The organism is Mesorhizobium sp. YIM 152430, assembly GCF_029210365.1.
Classification (GTDB): Bacteria; Pseudomonadota; Alphaproteobacteria; order Rhizobiales; family Rhizobiaceae; genus Aliihoeflea.
Genome location: NZ_JARGES010000027.1, coordinates 412,251 through 431,339, shown reverse-complemented (window position 1 = coordinate 431,339; position 19,089 = coordinate 412,251). Strand labels below are relative to the sequence as shown.

General features: G+C 62.9%; 18 protein-coding genes. 5 read left to right on the top strand and 13 right to left on the bottom strand.

What is annotated here, in order from left to right:
- Positions 1-27: 27 nt before the first annotated feature.
- The 5 genes from PZ895_RS09835 to PZ895_RS09815 all read right to left on the bottom strand — a co-directional run bounded on the left by PZ895_RS09835 (position 28) and on the right by PZ895_RS09815 (position 5,181).
- Positions 28-822, bottom strand: a complete 795-nt coding sequence (locus tag PZ895_RS09835) for a transglutaminase family protein (protein WP_275838829.1) — start codon at positions 820-822, stop codon at positions 28-30.
- Position 823: 1 nt separating this feature from the next.
- Positions 824-1,765: an alpha-E domain-containing protein gene (locus tag PZ895_RS09830; RefSeq protein WP_275838828.1), complete on the bottom strand. Its 942-nt coding sequence runs from the start codon at positions 1,763-1,765 to the stop codon at positions 824-826.
- Positions 1,766-1,774: 9 nt separating this feature from the next.
- Entirely contained in the window at positions 1,775-3,187 is a 1,413-nt protein-coding gene (locus PZ895_RS09825) for a circularly permuted type 2 ATP-grasp protein (RefSeq protein WP_275838827.1), read from the bottom strand.
- Positions 3,188-3,381: 194 nt separating this feature from the next.
- A complete protein-coding gene (locus PZ895_RS09820) occupies positions 3,382-4,593 on the bottom strand; it encodes a septal ring lytic transglycosylase RlpA family protein (protein ID WP_275838826.1) in 1,212 nt (403 codons plus the stop codon).
- A 207-nt stretch (positions 4,594-4,800) separates the two neighbouring features.
- Positions 4,801-5,181 (bottom strand): hypothetical protein, encoded by a 381-nt coding sequence (locus PZ895_RS09815; protein ID WP_275838825.1) that lies wholly within the window; start codon positions 5,179-5,181, stop codon positions 4,801-4,803.
- A 132-nt stretch (positions 5,182-5,313) separates the two neighbouring features.
- Between PZ895_RS09815 and PZ895_RS09810 the strand changes: the two genes are divergently transcribed.
- Together PZ895_RS09810 and rimO are read left to right on the top strand one after the other, a co-directional pair.
- Entirely contained in the window at positions 5,314-5,802 is a 489-nt protein-coding gene (locus PZ895_RS09810; protein WP_275838824.1) for a hypothetical protein, read from the top strand.
- A gap of 83 nt (positions 5,803-5,885) precedes the next feature.
- A complete protein-coding gene (gene rimO / locus PZ895_RS09805; RefSeq protein ID WP_275838823.1) occupies positions 5,886-7,199 on the top strand; it encodes a 30S ribosomal protein S12 methylthiotransferase RimO in 1,314 nt (437 codons plus the stop codon).
- Here the strand turns inward: rimO and PZ895_RS09800 are convergent, their stop codons facing one another.
- The 6 genes from PZ895_RS09800 to pcsA form a co-directional block, all read right to left on the bottom strand.
- Complete coding sequence (locus PZ895_RS09800; RefSeq protein ID WP_275838822.1) at positions 7,200-7,844, bottom strand: glutathione S-transferase family protein; 645 nt, start codon at positions 7,842-7,844, stop codon at positions 7,200-7,202.
- Between the two features lie 140 nt (positions 7,845-7,984).
- Positions 7,985-9,058 carry a BMP family ABC transporter substrate-binding protein gene (locus PZ895_RS09795; RefSeq protein ID WP_275838821.1) on the bottom strand — a complete coding sequence of 358 codons (1,074 nt, stop codon included), beginning with the start codon at positions 9,056-9,058 and terminating at the stop codon, positions 7,985-7,987.
- A 52-nt stretch (positions 9,059-9,110) separates the two neighbouring features.
- Positions 9,111-10,025 carry an ABC transporter permease gene (locus tag PZ895_RS09790; RefSeq protein WP_275838820.1) on the bottom strand — a complete coding sequence of 305 codons (915 nt, stop codon included), beginning with the start codon at positions 10,023-10,025 and terminating at the stop codon, positions 9,111-9,113.
- The gene (locus PZ895_RS09785; RefSeq protein ID WP_275838819.1) at positions 10,018-11,109 is read right to left on the bottom strand and encodes an ABC transporter permease; all 1,092 of its coding nucleotides are present in this window, start codon (positions 11,107-11,109) and stop codon (positions 10,018-10,020) included. Before PZ895_RS09785 ends, PZ895_RS09790 begins: the two co-directional genes overlap by 8 nt.
- Positions 11,109-12,686, bottom strand: coding sequence for an ABC transporter ATP-binding protein (locus PZ895_RS09780; protein WP_275838818.1), 1,578 nt, complete (start codon positions 12,684-12,686; stop codon positions 11,109-11,111). The genes PZ895_RS09785 and PZ895_RS09780 overlap by 1 nt, the downstream gene beginning before the upstream one ends.
- A 136-nt stretch (positions 12,687-12,822) precedes the next feature.
- Entirely contained in the window at positions 12,823-13,590 is a 768-nt protein-coding gene (gene pcsA, locus PZ895_RS09775) for a phosphatidylcholine synthase (protein WP_275838817.1), read from the bottom strand.
- Between the two features lie 145 nt (positions 13,591-13,735).
- On the opposite strand from pcsA, the gene PZ895_RS09770 reads away from it, so the two are divergent.
- On the top strand, positions 13,736-14,956 hold the full coding sequence (locus tag PZ895_RS09770; protein ID WP_275838816.1) for a UbiH/UbiF family hydroxylase: 1,221 nt from the start codon (positions 13,736-13,738) through the stop codon (positions 14,954-14,956).
- On the opposite strand, the gene PZ895_RS09765 is transcribed toward PZ895_RS09770, so the two are convergent.
- Positions 14,919-15,878 (bottom strand): AEC family transporter, encoded by a 960-nt coding sequence (locus PZ895_RS09765; protein ID WP_275838815.1) that lies wholly within the window; start codon positions 15,876-15,878, stop codon positions 14,919-14,921. The genes PZ895_RS09770 and PZ895_RS09765 overlap by 38 nt on opposite strands.
- Positions 15,879-15,992: 114 nt before the next feature.
- Here PZ895_RS09765 and hspQ point away from each other — a divergent pair, with 114 nt between their 5' ends.
- Positions 15,993-16,325, top strand: coding sequence for a heat shock protein HspQ (gene hspQ / locus PZ895_RS09760; RefSeq protein WP_275838814.1), 333 nt, complete (start codon positions 15,993-15,995; stop codon positions 16,323-16,325).
- Between the two features lie 56 nt (positions 16,326-16,381).
- Here the strand turns inward: hspQ and PZ895_RS09755 are convergent, their stop codons facing one another.
- A complete protein-coding gene (locus PZ895_RS09755) occupies positions 16,382-17,029 on the bottom strand; it encodes an invasion associated locus B family protein (RefSeq protein WP_275838813.1) in 648 nt (215 codons plus the stop codon).
- 290 nt (positions 17,030-17,319) lie between these two features.
- Here PZ895_RS09755 and PZ895_RS09750 point away from each other — a divergent pair, with 290 nt between their 5' ends.
- Entirely contained in the window at positions 17,320-19,083 is a 1,764-nt protein-coding gene (locus PZ895_RS09750; protein ID WP_275838930.1) for an extracellular solute-binding protein, read from the top strand.
- Positions 19,084-19,089: the final 6 nt, after the last annotated feature.

The following is a 19,089-nucleotide window of genomic DNA, read 5'->3' as shown; positions in this document are numbered from 1 at the left end:
CTGCCCGCGTAAACTGCGTACTGGCGATTACTGCTCGACGGTCACATGGACTTCAAGCTGTTCGTGCGCTTGTCCCTGACGGATTCCGGCAACCGGCATGGCGTCGCGATAGTCGCGGCCGAATGCGACGCGGACATAGCGCTCGTCCGGGCAGATGCCATTGGAGACGTCGAATCCCACCCAGCCGAGACCCGGTACATGCGCCTCGGCCCAGGCGTGGGTGGCGACCTGCTGGGTCGTGTTATCCATCATCAGGTAGCCGCTGACATAGCGGGCCGGCAGGCCCTGCGCGCGCACCGCGGAAATGAAGATATGGGCGTGGTCCTGGCATACACCCTGCCCCGCCGCCAGCGCCTCGTCGGCCGTCGTTTCGGACGTGGTCGACCCTGAAACGTATGCGACCCGCTTCTGGATCGTGTCCATCAGGTCGTGCAACAGCCCCAGAGTTTCCTGACCGCCAAGCGGTTCGGACAGGGTGCTGATTGCGGCGGACGGCATCGTCAGCGGCGTCTCACGTTCGAACAGCCACAGAGGCGCGAAACCGGCGTGCTGGCCGGCGACGCCGGTCTGGTCGCGTGTCGTCACCTGGCCCCTTGCGGTGATGACGATCTGCATGGCGCCGGGTTCGGTGCTCAGGAGCCGGCACTGGTTGCCGAAATGATCGACGAAACGAACCTCCTCGCGCGCGCCTTCGTATGAAAGATCCCAGCGATCGACGGTCTGGAGCGCGTCGGTCCGCGGAATCAGGCGCACACGCTGCAAGGCATAGGGCAGGCTCTGGTCGTATCGGTAGGTCGTCTGGTGAACGATGTTGAGCAGCATCTCAGAAGAACCTGTAGTCGCGCGCAACCTGGTCGCCCAGATTGTTGGTGCGGATGAGGAAGTCGGTCAGGTATTCGTGAAGCCCCTCGTCCAGCACGTCCTTGATCGTCATCCGTTTCATTCGGGCCAGAGTGTTCTCGCACATCTCATGCGAGGCGTGCCGGTTGCCGTAGTCGTTGGCAAGGCCCTCCAGGCTCTCGTCGATCATGCGGTAGCAAAAGGCGAGCGAGCGGGGCATCCGGCGCGACAGGATGAGAAACTCGGCGATGTTGGTCGGCTTGTAGGCTGCGTCGTACACCCAGCGGTAGGATCGGTGCGCCGAAACCGAGCGCAGGATGGACTCCCACTGATAATTGTCCATCGACGAGCCGACCCAAGAGATCGACGGCAGGAGGACGTAGTATTTGACGTCGAGGATGCGGGCGGTGTTGTCGGCGCGCTCGACATAGAGGCCGAGCTGGCAGAAATCGTAGATCTCGTTGCGCAGCATCGTCCCCTGGAAGGCGCCGCGAATCTGCGCCGTCTCACGCTTGATGGCGTCGAGGACCTTCGGCACCTCGCGCTCGTCGATGGGCGCTGCAAGCATCCGGCGAAACGACATCCAGGCATCGTTGATGCTCTCCCATGTCTCGCGTGTGAGCGCAGTGCGAACCATTCGGGCATTCGACCGTGCGGTCTCAATCGACGACAGCACGCTCGAGCCGTTCTCCGTGTCGCGCAGGAGATAGTCGCAGACATTGGCGGCGTTGAATTCGCCGTGTTTTTGCCGGTACCCGGCCTCGACGCCGCTCGACACGATGACCGAGGTCCATTCCTCGACGTCCCCTTCGTTGCGTGTCAGCGCCATGCGCAGCCCCGCATCTACGAGGCGTGCCATGTTCTCGGCCCGCTCGATGTAGCGGGCCATCCAGTAAAGGCCGTTGGCGGTTCGTCCGAGCAGCATTCGTTCCCCCTAGTCGTCCAGAACCCAGGTGTCCTTCGTGCCGCCTCCTTGCGAAGAATTGACCACGAGGGAGCCGGGCTTGAGGGCGACACGCGTCAGCCCGCCGGGAACGATGCGAATCCGGTCCGACACGAGCACGAAGGGTCGCAAGTCGACGTGTCGGGGAGCAAGGCCCGCGTCGGTCAGAATCGGGCAGGTCGAAAGGGCAAGCGTCGGCTGGGCGATATAGTTGCCCGGTCGCGCACGAAGCTTGTCGGCGAACGCCTCCCGCTCCTTTTTCGAGGCGGCCGGTCCGACCAGCATCCCGTAACCGCCCGACCCATGCACTTCCTTGACGACGAGTTCGGACAGATGTTCGAGAACATAGGCGAGGCTGTCTGCCTCGGAACAGCGCCAGGTCGGGATGTTGCCGAGGATCGCCTTGCGGCCTGTGTAGAACTCGACGATCTCGGGCATGTAGGAATAGATCGCCTTGTCGTCGGCGATTCCGGTGCCCGGCGCATTGGCGATTGTGATGTTGCCGGCGCGGTAGACATCCATGATGCCCGGAACACCCAGAATGGAGTCCGGATTGAAGGTCAGCGGATCGAGGAAATCGTCGTCAACCCGGCGATAGAGCACGTCGATGCGCTTGTAACCTTCCGTCGTGCGCATGGCGACATGGCCGTCGACGACGCGCAGATCCTGCCCCTCGACGAGTTCCACGCCCATATGGTCGGCCAGGAAGGCGTGCTCGAAATAGGCCGAGTTGAAGCTGCCGGGCGTCAGCACGGCGATGGTCGGCTGCTCGTCAGCCGAGCGCGGGGCGACTGCGGCCAGTGACTGGCGCAGCAGTTGCGGGTAGTTCTCGACGGGGCGGACCTTGATGCGTTTGAACAACTCGGGGAAGAGCTGCATCATCGTCTCGCGGTTCTCGATCATGTAGGACACGCCCGACGGTGTGCGCGCATTGTCCTCGAGCACGTAGAATTCGTTCTCGCCCGTGCGCACGATGTCCGTGCCGATGATGTGCGTATAGACGCCTGCCGGCGGGCGCACGCCGATCATCTCGGGCAGAAACGCCACATTGCCGGCGATCAATTCGCGCGGGATGCGTCCTGCCCGAAGAATTTCCTGGCGGTGGTAGATGTCTTCGAGGAAGGCGTTCAGCGCCTGGACGCGCTGTTCGATGCCCTGCGTCAACCGCCGCCATTCTGCGCCGGCGAGAATGCGCGGAACTATGTCGAAGGGAATCAGGCGCTCGGCGGCGTTCTGCTCGCCATAGACGGCGAAGGTGATGCCGGTGCGGCGAAAGACGTTTTCGGCATCCTTCATTTTCTGGCCGAGGCGTGCGGTGTCCTGCTCGCTTAGCCAGTTGTCATATTCGGAGTATGGGTTGCGAAGCCCGGCGCTTTCCGGGCGCATTTCGTCGAAGGCTACCACGCGACAACTCCCCTATCGCCGCATTCGAAAGCTTCGACACGAAAAAAGCAAGTGTTTGAAATGATGGAGCTCCCCGATTGACAGTCTCGTGCTGCCATCTGACCGATCTGCGTGCAGACTGGTTCAATTTCGAGCAGCAACACGAAGTCTAACGCATCGCATCACGATGCGTTCCGGGTTGCAATGAAAAGCGATCAGTCGCGTATGATCATGGCTTCGGGTGCGCCATTCGCCCATGCATGACGCAGGATCTGGTCGAGTGTGGCGCCGCCGTTCTGCTCGACGCTGATCGCGAACCACTGGCCCGACGGGTCCGTCTCGATTTGCGCCTGTGCCAAGTCGCTGAAGCGCGATGCGATGGTCAGGGCCTCGACCTTCGAGGCGAACGTGCCGGCATTGACGTAGCCCGGCGCGCCGGTTCCCTCGCGCGCCGCGCTGGTGCGGGCAAAGGACGCGATGACGGCATCGGCGTCGAGCCGGTGTGCGCCGAAGCTCGACACCGCGCTGGCCGCGCTGATCCGCTCGTCCGCATAAGACAGGAGGAGACTGGAGGCGCCATTTACCGATGCAAGCGTGACCGGCGGTCGTGCCGGCGCGATCGGTGCCACGTCGGGAAGGACGATATGGCCATCCGAAGCCGGTGTTGCCGTCAATTGACCGGGGAAGGGAACCGCCTGAGGCGTCGGGCTGGCGGGAACTGGCGCGGTTGGCGTCGTGCCGTTCATGGCGATCATCACGCCGGTCGGCAGGCCGTCATTCGATGGATTCGGCGCCGCGCCGCCGGGGCGATAGGACGCCAAAAGGAACTGATCGTCGAGACCGTGCAACGGCGCCCGCCCTACATATTCGACGGCAACCTGCGCGACGCCGCTGTTCTTGTAGTCGAGCATTTCGGCCGCCCGCTGCGACAGGTCGATCACGCGCCCCTTGGCGAAGGGCCCGCGATCGTTGACCCGCACGATGACGGAGTGTCCGTTCTTCTTGTTCGTGACCCGAGCATAGCTGGGCAATGGCATGGTCGGATGTGCCGCCGTCAGGTGGGTCTTGTCGTAGACTTCGCCATTGGCGGTCAGGCGGCCATGAAAGGCATCGCCATACCAGCTTGCCAGACCCGAACTGCGGTAGTTCGGATCTTCCTTCGGCGTGTACCATTGGCCGCGCACCTTGTAGGGCCGGCCAACCTGATCACGACCGCCGCCGCGCGGCAGGTTCGTGGCAAGGGTCGAGACGCGGGGGCTGGCCTTCACGCCATATTCGGACTCGGCGAAATATTCCTTGGAGCGCTTCGGCTTGTCGCTTGCGACCTGGGATGGGCCGGACGAACAGGCGGCCAGCACAGCTGCGCCACAGGTCACAAGCAGGAGAGAGCCAAGCGTCTTCGTCCTGCGGCGCCCAAGTTCGGCCATATCTCGTGTCCCCGATCCCCAATGCGACGTATATGCGCAGCCAAAATCTATTTGGACGTGTTGCCTGCGTCCACAGTCGAGCAATCCTGTGGATCGCACGAATTGTTTAGCTGCGTATTAATCGATTGTGTTTGGAACCGGGCAGGATTGTGTCTGCCGGCATTCACCCTGCCGGCATGGTTAAATTTCGACTAAATTGCCGCCCGTTCAACCTTCGATCCGCGCCGTTCCCGAAAGACCATCGTTTCGTGTCCACGAGATCGAGCTTTCGCCCGTCTGTTCGATCGCAAAGCAGAAGGTCGCGCCATTGTACCAGGTGGGGAATTGCTGGCAGAGCTGGTCGCTCTCGACCCACCACCGGCCGGTTTCGCTCGGCGTGAACATCGCCGCCATGGTGAAGCCTGAAATGTCGCCCGAAACCTCGCCTCCCGAGCCATAGCGCAGTGGAAGTTCAAGACCGTAGGGTGTCGACAGCAAGACACGCTTGTCACCGATCAGGCTTTCGATCTCCGGTCCGCCCAAAGACTGTGCGAATGCCGGCGTGATAATCGGCGCAGCGAGCGCGGCGGCCAATATTTTGCTCTTCATCAGGCAGATCCCGCTATTTTGAAAACGAACTACCGATACGCACCTGCGTGGGTTTTGGTTTCCCGCAAACTGGCGCAAATATGCGTGATGGCGTATCGCTTCTCATTGGGGGCGAAGGGAGCGACGGACGAATTGGCGACCTCTTTGCGATGTTCTCTGGCGCTTGCGGCGCTGCTTCTGTCCCTTGAAACTCGGGCGGACAGCGCGCGGCTCATCGAGCCGCCGCGACCGATCGCCCTGCCCGAGCGTTTTGCGGCCGCGATGACCCGCGCGCGGCTCAACTGGTTCATTTACGGCCCCAAACCGTTATCGGTCGCCGTCGATCCGGCGCGGCCCAGGCCGAGCATCATTCCCTTCTTCTGGGAGGCCGATGACGGCTCGACGATCAGGAGGATGCCGGACGGCACCTTCCGCATGGAGATCTGGTCAGCCGCGACCAACTGGACCAGCTACCATTTTTGCGAACCCGCAGGATGGCCCTCCTATGTCTGCATGGACGGAACCGTCCACGAGATGTCGGCCCCCGACCTTTCGACAGTCATCTTTGCGGGCAGGACCTTCACGCGGACGCTTCGCGCAGCGGACCTCGCCGCCGACGAGCCCAAATCGCCGCAGGAGTGAATGCGCGTTTCCCGCCGCGTTCTTCTGTGCTATGGCGCCGCCACATCTCCAAAATCGCCAGATATCCGGAAGGTCCGCAGATCATGTCAGCGCCGCGCGTTTCGTTCGTCAGCCTTGGGTGTCCGAAGGCGCTGGTCGATTCCGAGCGGATCATCACGCGGCTGCGCGCCGAGGGCTACGAAATTGCGCGCAAGCATGACGGCGCGGACGTGGTCGTGGTCAATACCTGCGGATTTCTCGATTCCGCGCGCGACGAGTCGCTCGAGGCGATCGGCCAGGCGATGAAGGAGAACGGCAAGGTCATCGTCACCGGCTGCATGGGCGCGACGCCGGAACTGATCCGCCAAAAGCACCCCAACGTGCTCGCGATCACCGGTCCGCAAGCCTATGAGAGCGTCATGGGCGCGGTCCACGAGGCAGTCCCGCCGGCGCACGAGCCATTCCTGGACCTTATTCCTGCACAGGGCGTCAAGCTGACGCCGCGCCACTACGCCTATCTCAAGATTTCAGAGGGTTGCAACAATCGCTGCACCTTTTGCATCATCCCGGCGTTGCGCGGCGACCTCGCCTCACGTCCGGCTGCGGACGTATTGCGAGAGGCGGAAAAGCTGGTCGCGGCGGGCGTCAAGGAAATCCTCGTCATCTCGCAGGATACCAGTGCCTATGGCGTCGACCTGAAATATCAGGAGAGCCAGTGGAAGGATCGCGCCGTGCGCACGCGCTTTCTCGACCTTTGCCGCGAACTCGGCGACATGGGCGCGTGGGTGCGGCTCCATTACGTCTACCCCTACCCGCATGTCGACGAGGTCATTCCGTTGATGGCGGATGGCAAGGTGCTGCCCTATCTCGACATTCCGTTCCAGCACGCCTCGCCGGCGGTGCTGAAGAACATGCGCCGTCCCGCGCATCAGGAAAAGACGCTCGACCGCATCTGCAAATGGCGGGAGATCTGCCCGGACCTCGCCCTGCGCTCGACATTCATCGTCGGCTTTCCGGGCGAGACGGAGGAGGATTTCGAGATGCTGCTCGACTGGCTGGACGAAGCGAAGATCGACCGCGCCGGCTGCTTCAAATACGAGCCAGTCGGCGGTGCGCGTTCCGAAGCGATGAACCTTCCCGAAGTGCCGGCCGAGGTGAAGCAAATCCGCTGGAACCGGTTCATGGAGCGCCAGCAGAAGGTTTCCGCCAAACTGCTCGCAAAGAAGGTCGGCAAGCGGTTGCCCGTCATCATCGACGAAACGACGGGCCTGACCGCCAAGGGGCGCACGCGCTATGACGCGCCGGAGATCGACGGCTCGGTTTCCATAACGTCGCGCCGTCCGCTGCGGGTCGGCGACGTCGTGACGGTCAAGATCGACAGCGCCGGCGCCTACGACCTGAGCGGCACGGCGGTCTGATCAGCGGCTCGACGCCATCTGCGTCTGAAAGAAGGGCGTCGCCATTGCCAGTTCGTAATCCTTTGCCGCGGCGCGCTTGTTCGCCGGGCGATCCGCTACACGCGCCATGTAGTCGACGAAGGCTGGCTTTTCGGGCAGCACCTCCATATGGTTCATCGTGTAGCCAATGGCAGATGCAAGCTGCGTGTCGGCGGCGGTGAAACTGTTGCCGGCAGCATAGTCGTGCTCGGTCAGTTGCCTCTCGACATAGCGCACCATGTCGTCGAAGAGCCCGAACGAATAATCGTTGCTCTCATAGGTGAGCCCGTGGGCGCGGGCTGCCAGTGCCGGGTCGAAGACGGAATCGCAATAGACGAGCATGGTCAAGTACGGTCCCCGACGCGGATCGCCAATCGCGGGTGCCAACCCGGCGTCTGGGAAGCGGTCCGCCAGATAGGCCGTGATCGCGGCGCGCTCGGTGATGGTGACGCCGTCATGGACGATCGCGGGCACCTTCTTGCTTGGTTGGATGGCGCGGTAAGCCTCATCGACGCCGCCTTGCCTGCGGATGTCGACGATCTCCATCTCGTAGGGCGCGCCGATTTCCTCAAGAAGCCAGAGTATGCCGGAACTGCGGGACCACGGGGCGTGGTAGAATTTCAGCATCGGGTGCGTCCTCATCGTTGCGTTGGATGGCGCACCCTACTCCACCCCTCCTGACAGCGGATTGTCAGGAGCGTCGTCAGTGGAAACGAGAAAGGGCGCCGAACAAAGCGCCCTTTTCCTAATCGTATGCGAGACCGGCTTTACTGCGGCAACTGGTCGTCGACACCCTCGACGTAGAAGTTCATGCCGAGGAGCACGCCTTCCTCCGCGACTTCGCCTTCGGCGAGCCAGTCCGAGCCGTCCTGCTTCTTGATCGGGCCGGTGAAGGGGTCGAACTCACCGGACTTGATCCTGGCTTCGATCTCCTCGGCTTCCGCCTTCACATCGTCGGGCATGTTGGTATAGGGCGCCATGACGACGTGGCCTTCCGCCATGCCTTCCCAGACGTCGTGCTGCTCCCAGGTGCCGTCCATGACGGCCTGGATGCGTTCGATGTAATACGGACCCCAGTCGTCGATGATCGAGGTGAGCTGGGTTTCCTTGCCGAACTCGATCATGTCGGACGCCTGGCCGAATGCCTTGATGCCGCGGTCGGCCGCGACCTGCATCGGGCCGGTCGAGTCGGTGTGCTGCGTGATGATGTCGGCGCCCTGATCAATCAGCGCCGTGGCCGCGTCAGCCTCCCTCGCCGGGTCGAACCAGGTGTTCGCCCACACGACCTTGACCTGGAAGTCCGGATTCACCGACTGCGCGCCGAGCATGAACGCGTTGATGCCCATGACAACTTCGGGAATCGGGAAGGAAGCGATATAGCCTGCAACTCCAGCTTCCGACATCCTGGCGGCGATCACGCCCTGGACGTAGCGACCCTCATGGAACTTGGAATTGTAGGTGGCGACGTTCGGGTGCTCGCGCTTGTAGCCGGTCGCGTGCTCGAACTTCACATCCGGGAAGCGGGCCGCGATCTTGTTGGTCGGGTCCATGTAGCCGAACGACGTCGTGAAGATGATGTCGCAGCCCGAGCGCGCGAAACGCTCGATGGCGCGCTCGGCGTCGGCGCCTTCCGGCACGCTTTCGAGATAGGCGGTTTCGAGCTTGTCACCGAAATGCTCCTCGGCTTCGAGCAGTCCCTGATGGTGCTGGTAGGACCAGCCGAAATCGCCGATCGGGCCGACATAGATGAAACAGGCCTTGGTCGGATCGTCCTGCGCGGAGGCGACCGCTGGAATGAGCACGGCAACGGAGGCTGCCAGGGCAATAAGGGTGTTTTTCATTGAAGTTCGTCCTCTGTTGGTCACCAAGGGGCATATCCCGCGTTTTTGATTTCTAGCGATCTGGAACAAACGGCCGCCCCAAAGATGCCGGTGTGTTCACCATAGTCAGTCGCCGGTTTCGAGAGATGAGTACAAGTACGACAATCGTCGCGATATAGGGAAGTGCCGAAAGAAGCTGCGAAGGAATGCCGATACCCAGCGCCTGGGCATGAAGCTGGCCGATCGACACCGCACCGAAAAGATAGGCGCCCGCAAGGACGCGCAGAGGGCGCCATGACGCGAAGACGACCAGCGCCAGCGCGATCCAGCCGCGGCCGGCCGTCATGTTCTCCACCCATTGCGGTACGTAGACGAGCGACAGGTGTGCGCCAGCGAGCCCCGCACAGGCGCCGCCGAACAGAACCGCCAGATAGCGGATGCGCACGACCTTGATGCCCAGCGCATGGGCGGAATTGTGGTTGTCGCCGACCGAGCGCAGCGTCAGCCCCGCCTTGGTGTAGAACAGGAACCAGGCGACGGCAACGGTCAGGAAGACGGATACGTAGAAGATCATGTCCTGGCTGAAGACCAGCCGCCCGACGATCGGCAGTTCGGACAGGAACGGCACGTCGAGCCGCGGCAGGCGCACGCCCGGCTGGCCGACGAAGCTTTCGCCGATCATGCCCGAAAGCCCCAATCCCAGGAGCGTCAGCGCGAGGCCGGTCGCGACCTGGTTGGTGACGAGCGTCAAGGTCAGGAAGGCGAAGAGCAGCGAGAAGAGAGCGCCGACGATAATTGCGGCGAGCGCACCGAGGAACGGGTTGCCGGTCATCAGCGCGACGCCGAAGCCGGTGACCGCGCCCATGATCATCATGCCTTCGACGCCGAGATTGAGGACGCCCGAGCGCTCGACCACGAGTTCGCCGATCGCCGCCAGCAAAAGCGGCGTCGCGGCCATCGAGACGGTGAGAAGGATGGCTTCAAGCATGGGCGGCCTCCGCCTTTTGAGCGGGACGCACGAGGCGAACGCGGTAGTGGATCAGCGTGTCACAGGCCAGCACGAAGAACAGGATCGAGCCCTGGAAGGCGCGCACCACCTTGTCGGACAGGCCGACGGAAATCTGCGCCGCCTCGCCGCCGAGATAGGTAAGGGCGAGGATCAGGCCGGCGGCGACGATGCCGAGCGGGTTCAGTCGGCCGAGGAAAGCGACGATGATGGCGGTAAAGCCGTAACCCGGCGAGATGGTGGGACGAAGCTGTCCGATGGCGCCGGCGACTTCCGAAATGCCGGCAAGGCCCGCCATGGCGCCGGAGACGAGAAAGGCGAAGACGACCATGCGGCCGGCCGAAAAACCGGCGAAGCGCCCTGCCCGCGGGCTCTGGCCGATGACCTTGACCTCGAAGCCCTTCAGCGTCTTCGACAGCATGAACCAGAGCACAAAAGCCGCAACCAGGGCAAAGACAAATCCCCAGTGCGCGCGGCCCGATGCCGACCAGATTTCCGGCAGGATCGCGTATTCATGGAAGTTGCGCGTTTCGGGGAAGTTGAAGCCTTGCGGGTTGCGCCACGGACCACGCACCAGCCAGTCGAGAAAGAGTTGGGCGACGTAGACCAGCATCAGGCTCGACAGGATCTCGTTGGTGTTGAACCGCACCTTGAGGATGGCCGGGATGAACGCATAGGCCGCGCCGCCGGCCATGCCCATGATCAGCATCAGCGGCAGCACGAACCAGAACTGGAAGTCGGGAAAAAGCACCGGCAGGATGGAGCCGGCGATCGCGCCCATGATGAACTGACCCTCGGCGCCGATGTTCCAGTTGCTCGACAGGAAACAGACGGACAGGCCGACCGCGATCAGGATCAGCGGTGCGGCCTTGATCGCCAGTTCGTGCAACGACCACGTCTCGGTCAGGGGATCGATGAAATAGTAGTAGAGCGTCTCGATCGGGTCCTTGCCGAGGGCGGCGAAGAGGATTGCGCCGGCGACGATTGTCAGGCCGAATGCGATGAAAGGCGACAGCGCGCTGAACAGCGTCGATTGCTGCGGCCGCTTGACGAGTTCGAGCCGCATCAGACTGCCTCCTCCTCGAACGGGCGTGGCGGGTGCGCCGCATCGGCGCCGCCCATCAGGAGCCCGACCTTCTCGTAGGTTGCCTCGCCTATCGGGATCGGCGCGGACAATTGCCCGTCATGCATGACGGCGATCGCATCCGACATCTCGAACAGTTCGTCGAGATCCTGGCTGATGACGAGCACGGCGGAGCCGGAGCGGGCGAGGTCGATCAGCGCCTGACGGATGCGCGCGGCGGCACCGGCGTCGACACCCCAGGTCGGCTGGTTGACGACCATCACTTTCGGATCGCGATCAAGCTCGCGCCCGATGATGAACTTTTGCAGATTTCCGCCGGAAAGCGCCGACGCTTCAGGGTCTTCCGCGCTTTTCCTGACGTCCATCGCCTCGACGATGCGCCTGGCAGCGGCAGCGATCCGGCTCGTGCGGATGGTGCCTGCCGCGCCGATATAGTCGCGCGCGTCGGTGCGGTAGCGCGACAGGAACAGATTCTCCGAAAGCCGCATGGCAGGCGCGGCGCCATGGCCGAGCCGTTCCTCGGGCACGAAGGCCGCGCCTTTCAGGCGGCGCTGCGAGATGCCGAGGCGTCCGACCGTGTGACCTGCAACGCGGACCGTGTCGGCCCGGTCCTGCAACGCCTCGCCGGAGACGGCCTCGAAGAACTCGCCCTGACCGTTGCCGGCGACACCCGCGATGCCGAGCACCTCGCCGGCATGGACCGTGACGGAGATGTCGCGCAGCGCGACCGAGAACGGCGTCGCGGGTTTGCGGCTGAGCATCTCGATTTCGAGCAGCGGCTTGCGGTCTGTGGAGATGGCGGGCACGTCGCGGGTGACGTTTTGGACTTCGAGCCCCACCATCATGCGTGCCAGAGACGCGGCCGTCTCCTGCTTCGGGTCGCAGTGGCCGACCACCTTGCCGTGCCGCAGCACGGTCGCGCGGTCGCAGATGCGTTTCACCTCTTCGAGGCGGTGCGAGATGTAGAGGATCGACTTGCCCTCGCCCTTCAGCCGCTCCAGCGTCTCGAACAGCTTGTCGGCTTCCTGAGGCGTCAGGACCGAGGTCGGCTCATCGAGGATGATGAGTTCGGGTTCCTGCAAGAGGCAGCGGATGATCTCGATGCGCTGGCGCTCGCCGACCGACAGGTCGCCGACATGGCTGAACGGGTCGAGCGGCAGACCATAGGCTTTGGAAAGGTTTCGCGCGCGTTCCGCGATCTTCATGATCGGGGTGTCGTCGTCGATGGAAAGCGCAATGTTCTCGGCGGCAGTCAAAGCCTCGAACAGCGAGAAATGCTGGAAGACCATGCCGATGCCGAGCGCGCGTGCCTGCGCCGGGCTCGCAATGCGAACGGGTTCGCCCTTCCAGAATATGGTGCCGGAGGCCGGCTCCAGCGAGCCGAACAGCATCTTGACCAATGTGGACTTTCCCGCGCCGTTCTCGCCGAGAAGGGCGTGGATTTCTCCCCGACCGATGGTCAGGTCGACATTGTCGCAGGCTTTGAGCGATCCGAAAATCTTCGTCAGCCCGCGAACCGCGAGCAAGGCATCGGTATGGCTCGGATCGGACTGATCCACTCAACCCCCATGCGGCGGCCTTTGGCCTGCCTTTTTCTGTTCCCTGTCGTGACCTTATGCTTGGCGAAGCCAACGCGCAAAGCTTGCCTGAATTTGAAAGTGCTTCAAGCTTCAACCGTGTGATCGCCGATCGCCTTCAGTCCCTCTTGAGGCCGAGCTTCGGGAAGATCTGCATGACGATGCCGATGCAGAACAGGTAAATGCTGAGAATGGCGATGGAGATCTGCACGAATTCGGACGGATTCATGTCCATCAGCAGCGCATAGGCCGACAGAGCGCACCAGCCCAGGAATATTCCCAGATTGAGCGGGCGCAGGCGCTGGACGCGCACCGGATGGAGGAAGTTGAGCGGCAGGAAGGTCAGCAGGGCCGCGATCAGGACCACGGCGAACGAAACCCACTCGCCGGGCTCAATGACGAAGAGCGTGAAGACCACCATGTTCCAGACGACCGGAAACCCCTTGAAGAAGTTCTCCTTCGTCTTCATGCCGGTGTCGGCATAGTAGATCGCGCTCGACACGACGATGATCGCCGCCGACAGGAAGGACAGCCCCTCGCCCATGAAGCCGCTCTGATAAAGTGCGAAGGCGGGGATCAGGACATAGGTGACGTAGTCGATGATGTTGTCGAGGAGTTCGCCCGACCATGTCGGCAGCACTTCCTTGACGTCGAGCTTGCGGGCGATCGGGCCGTCGATGCCGTCGACGAAGAGCGCGAGGCCCAGCCACAGGAACATCGCCGTCCACTGCTTTTCGGCAGCCGCAACCAGCGACAGGAAGGCGAGGAACGAGCCCGACGCCGTCAGGAGATGCACCGAGAAGGCGCGAGCCTGCGGCCACGTCACCTTTTTCTTCGGCTTGGGGATGCGCTGCGACAGCGGCTTTCGGTTGGTGTCCTTGCTCACGGGTCGAGGCCAGTCCAGCTTGCGAGGGATGGCCGGGCGGCCGTCCAATCAAAGTCGAGGCTCCGCAATGGGCCAAATCGCCCCGTTGATCAATCCCGCCCGTGAGAACATATAGCTCCTATCAAACGGAAAACGGGCTGAAACGATGGAACAGAGCGAGCATGAGGTCCTGATCGCCGGAACCGGGCCTGTCGGCCTCATCGCGGCGCTTGCCTTTGCCGATGCCGGTTTCCGGACGGCGCTGGTCGGGCCGAAGGCGTCGGCAAGCGACGGCCGCACGACCGCGATCATGGAACCGGCGGTTCGCCATCTCGAATCGCTGGGCATGGGGCCGTTTCTCGAAGAGCATGGCGAACCGTTGAAGACCATGCGCATCGTCGATGCGACGTCGCGGCTCGTACGCAGCCCGACGGTCACGTTCCGGGCGGCCGAGATCGACCTTCCCGCCTTCGGTCTCAACATCGCCAATTCCGAACTCAACGCCGCGCTGGAAACTGCCGCCGTCGCGCGACCCAATGTCGCCCGGCACGAGGCGCTGGTGGAGCGGTGGCACCCTCGCGAAGACCGTGTCGCCGCAAGGCTCGCGAATGGTTCGGAACTCGTCGCGAGGCTGGTCGTCGCTGCCGATGGGCGCAGTTCCCCTGCCCGCATTGCTGCCGGGATCGAAGTCGACGCACGCCCGACCGGGCAGACGGCGATCGTTCTGACCTTTTCCCATACGCGCCCGCATTCAGGTATCTCGACCGAATTTCATACCGAATCGGGGCCGGTCACGCAGGTTCCGCTCGGAGGAGGCCGATCGAGCCTCGTCTGGGTCGTGAAGTCCCAGGATGCCTCAGAATTGCTCGCGCTCGACCGGACCGCGCTTGCAACGCGCGTCGAACGCCGGATGCGGTCGATGCTCGGACGCGTCACTGTCGAGACCGACCCGCAAGCCTATCCCCTCTCGACCTCGCAACCCCGCCGCTACGCCGACAGGCGCATCGCCCTGATCGGCGAGGCGGCCCATGTCTTTCCGCCGATCGGGGCCCAGGGGCTCAATCTGGGCATTCGCGATGTCGAAAGCCTCGTCGCCGTCGCGTCAAGGCACCGCGCCGATCCGGGGGCATCGGCGGCGCTTTCCGACTACGAAATTCGACGCCGGCCAGACGTTGCGATGCGCGCCAATGCGGTCAATCTGCTCAACCGCTCGCTGCTTTCGGATCTTCTGCCCGCGCAACTTGCCCGCAGCACGGTCTTCGAAGCCCTTCGCGCCTTCTCGCCCATGCGTGCGTTCTTCATGCATGAAGGAATGCGGCCCGGCAACGGGTTGCGGTCCATGTTTTCCTTCAAGACCAAGGATCGGCGGGCAGGAGACCGGACTTGATGGCATAAAGAGTGAGCGTCAGGGTCGCGATCGACACGATTGTCGTGACGAGCACGCTCGCCGAGGCTCGCTCGATCCAGACGCCATATTGCTGGGCGATGACGAAGACGTTGGTGGCCGTTGGCAGCGCGGCAAGCAGCATGGCGGTATAGATCCACATCGGCGGAAAGCCGCCGATCGCCGTCAGCATCGCGTAGCAGATCGCCGGATGGATCACGAGCTTCAACAATGTGATCGGCAACAGTTCGATCGGCGCCCGCTTCAAGGGCCGGAGCGCGATCGTCACGCCCATGGCGAAAAGCGCGCATGGCGCGGCGGCGCGGGCGAAAAAATCGATCAGCGTTTCGAGCGGAAGCGGTGGGCGGAACTGCAACCATGCCAGCGCAACACCGATCGCGGAGGCGATGATGAAGGGATGAAGGGCGATCTTGCGCAGGACATCCATCGCCACGCCTGAAAAGGACTGTCGGCTGCGGTCGGCGACGGCCATCAGAAACGGCGCCATGGCGAAGTGAACCGCATTTTCGAAGCAGAAGATGAGCGCCACCGGAACGGCGGCTTCGGAACCGAAGGCCAGGATGGCGATGCCCGGACCCATATAGCCGATGTTTCCATAGGACGCGGCGAGCGACTGGATCGTGGTCTGGCGCAGATCGCGGGTCCTGATCCAGGCGATGGCGAACATCAGGAAGAACACGCAATAGGTCGCGGCGACCGCGCCGAAAATGAAACGCCAGTTGGTCAGATCCTCGAGCGGCGTGCGCGACAGCAACTGGATGAAAAGTGCCGGAAGGGCGAGGTAGATGATGAAGAAGTTCATCCAGCCGAGCGCCTCGACCGGCTGCCTCGTGAGCCGCGCGACAAGCCCACCGATGAAGATCACGCCGAAGAAGGGCAGAACGAGTGCGATGATTTCGGACATGGGGCCTGCGATCGGTGCGGATCGCCGCGCTTACGCAGCGATCGGCCGGGCGTCAACCCGCGCGGGATTGAATTCGGCTCCCTCTTGCGCCAGATAGACTTGTGAGGTCAGACAATGCCTGAGACAAGAAACGCAAAGTTCGCCATCGGCCAGGTCGTTCGCCACCGCATCTTCCCGTTCCGCGGCGTGATCTTCGATGTCGATCCCGAATTCGCCAACACCGAGGAATGGTATCGCGCCATTCCTGCCGATGTGCGTCCGCGCAAGGACCAGCCGTTCTACCACCTGCTCGCCGAAAATGCGCAGACGGAGTATGTCGCCTATGTCTCGGAGCAGAACCTCCTGCCCGACGAGACAGGCGAGCCGGTGCGTCACCCGCAACTGCGCGAGTATTTCGGCGCACTCAGCGGTGGGCGTTACGAGCCGAAGCCCCGCGCAAGTCACTGAAACGAAAACGGGCGACCCAGTGGCCGCCCGTTTCGATTCATCGGCCCTAGCCGAGCCTAGTCGGTCTCGGTTGCCGCGCCGGCGGCGCCCTGCTTGGCGCGCTCCTGCTCTTCACGCAGGCGACGGTTGAAGTCTTCCGTGTTGCGGCTGACGAAGTCCTGGAGCTGGCGCTGGCGGTCCTCGATGTCGGACTGTTGCAACGGCGCACCGTCGAAAGCCTGGGTGAAGCCTGACAGCGAAACCTGAATCGGGTTCGGCTGGTTCTGGAAATTCACCGAGGTCAGGCGCAGATTCGAGCCGCGCTTGAAGGAGTTGACCAGATTGTCGGTCAACTGGCCTTCCGCGATGCAGCGGTCGGGCAGGCAGATCACATAGTCGAGCTTCTGCGTCTCGCCGCCGTCGATTTGCATTCCAATGCCGGGAGGCAGAAGGCGGCCGGGCGGAACGGTGACCTGGAAAACGCGACGGGCCTGACCGCCTTCGATCTGGATCAGGCTGACGCCGGTCAGCAACTGGCCGGATTCGGAGACCATGATGTTCTGCACGTTGCAGATATTGGTCTCTTCCTGCTGGCTACAAGCCTTGAACCAGCCCTGTGGCAATTCGGGCTGCTGCTGGGCGCTGGCGCCCGATGTCGAAAGCGCCAGCCCCATCAGGCCAGCGGCAATCGTGGAGATGGTGGATGCGGTGGTAAGGGTCGTCATCCGAAGCGATCCTTTCGCGTAAGAAACTGAGTGTCGGTACCGGCCGTGGTCCATAGACTGGCGTCGTGTTGGCCAAATGCGGCCAGAGCATGACTGCGGGGGGCGTCTACACCTTATGCCAGCCGAAATCCAGACCTTCCGCCTTTTTGCCCATAAGGGCGTGCAGATCGTCGCGCGAAGCGCTCGATCGGTTCAAACCATGCCGCGTATCGACTAGGCTTGCCCGAATCAGCGCGCGATTTTTCGGAGAAACAGGAATGCGAGGAGTTCTGGGCATAGCAGCCGCGGCCATGGTCATGGCGCTGCCGTTCGCGCAGGCGAAAAGCGAGCCGCGCCACGCCATCGCCATGCATGGCGAACCGGCGCTGGCCGAAGACTATGCGCACCTGCCCTACGCCGACCCTGACGCGAAAAAGGGCGGGCGCATCGACTATGCGGTCCAGGGTTCGTTCGACAGCCTCAACCCGTTCATCGTTCAGGGGTCTGGCGCGCGCGGCATCCTCGACCTCGAACTCGGCAACAATGTCTTCGAGACGCTGATGCAGCGTTCCTATGACGAGGCATTCTCGCTCTATCCGTTGATCGCGCGATCGGTGGAGACGGACGACGAACGCTCCTTCGTCGAATTCACCATCGATCCGGATGCGCGGTTTTCGGACGGCGAACAGGTCCGCGCGGAGGACGTTGCCTTCACGGTCGAACTCCTGGCCGAAAAAGGCTATCCGCGTTATGCGACGACGGCGCGCAAGATCGCGCAGACGATCGTCGAGGGCGACAAGGTGCGTTTCGAATTCGTCGAGCCCGACCGGGAACTGCCGCTGATCCTCGGCCTGATGCCGGTGCTGCCCGAACATGCCATCGACCGCGACACATTCGACCGTTCGACCTTGACGCCGATGATCGGCAGTGGCCCCTACAAGATCGCCGACGTTCGTCCGGGCGAGCGCCTCGTGCTCAAGCGCGATCCCGATTATTGGGCGAAAGATCATCCGTCGAAGCGCGGCCTCGACAATTACGACGAGATCCGCATCACCTACTACCGCGACACGAACACGATGTTCGAAGCCTTCAAGAAGGGGCTCGTCGACATCCAGCTCGAGACCAATGCGCAACGCTGGGCAACAGGCTACGACTTTCCAGCGGTCGCTTCCGCCAGCGTCGTGCAGGAAGAGTTCCAGACCGGACTGCCTTCGGGAATGCAAGGTTTCGTGATGAACACGCGCCGGCCGGTTTTCCAGGACGTTGCCGTCCGTCGCGCGCTTGCCGGCCTTTTCGATTTCGAATGGGTCAACCGCACGCTCTTGTCGAATGCCTATGAGCGGACCGGATCGTTCTATGCGCGCTCCGAACTGTCCTCCATCGACCGTCAGGCGAGCAAGGCCGAACTCGCATTGCTCGGAGAATTTGCCGAGACCATCGAGCCGCAAATTCTTGTCGGCGAACATCAACCGGCGAAGACCAATGGAAGCGGCCGCGACCGCGATTTTCTACGCAGGGGCTTCGAGGCGTTGAACGCGGCGGGCTACACGATGCAGGACGGACGCATGGTCGGTCCGAGCGGACGGCCCCTCGCCTTCGAGATCATGCTGCGCGGCCGAAACGGCGAGGAAATCGCTTCCGCCTGGCAGCGCACCCTGCGCTCCATCGGAATCGGGCTGACGATTCGCTCGGTCGACGACGCGCAATACCAGCAACGGCTCCTGACCTATGACTACGACATGATCCTGCACACCTACACGGCGTCTCTTTCGCCGGGCGTCGAGCAGGTCGGGCGCTGGGGGAGCGGGGCGAAAGAACCGCAGGGCACGATGAACTATGCCGGCGTCGCCGAGCCCGCCGTCGATGCGATGATCGGAAACCTCCTGAACGCCAAGACGCGCGAAAGCTTCGTCGATGCGGTGCGCGCCTATGACCGCGTCCTTCTCAACGGCGCTTATGTCGTGCCGCTCTACCACCAGCCGAAGCTCTGGGTCGCGCGCTGGTCGCGCATCGAACGCCCTGATAGGCTTCCGCTCTACGGCATCCACCTACCTGCCTGGTGGCGCGCGCAATAGGGATTC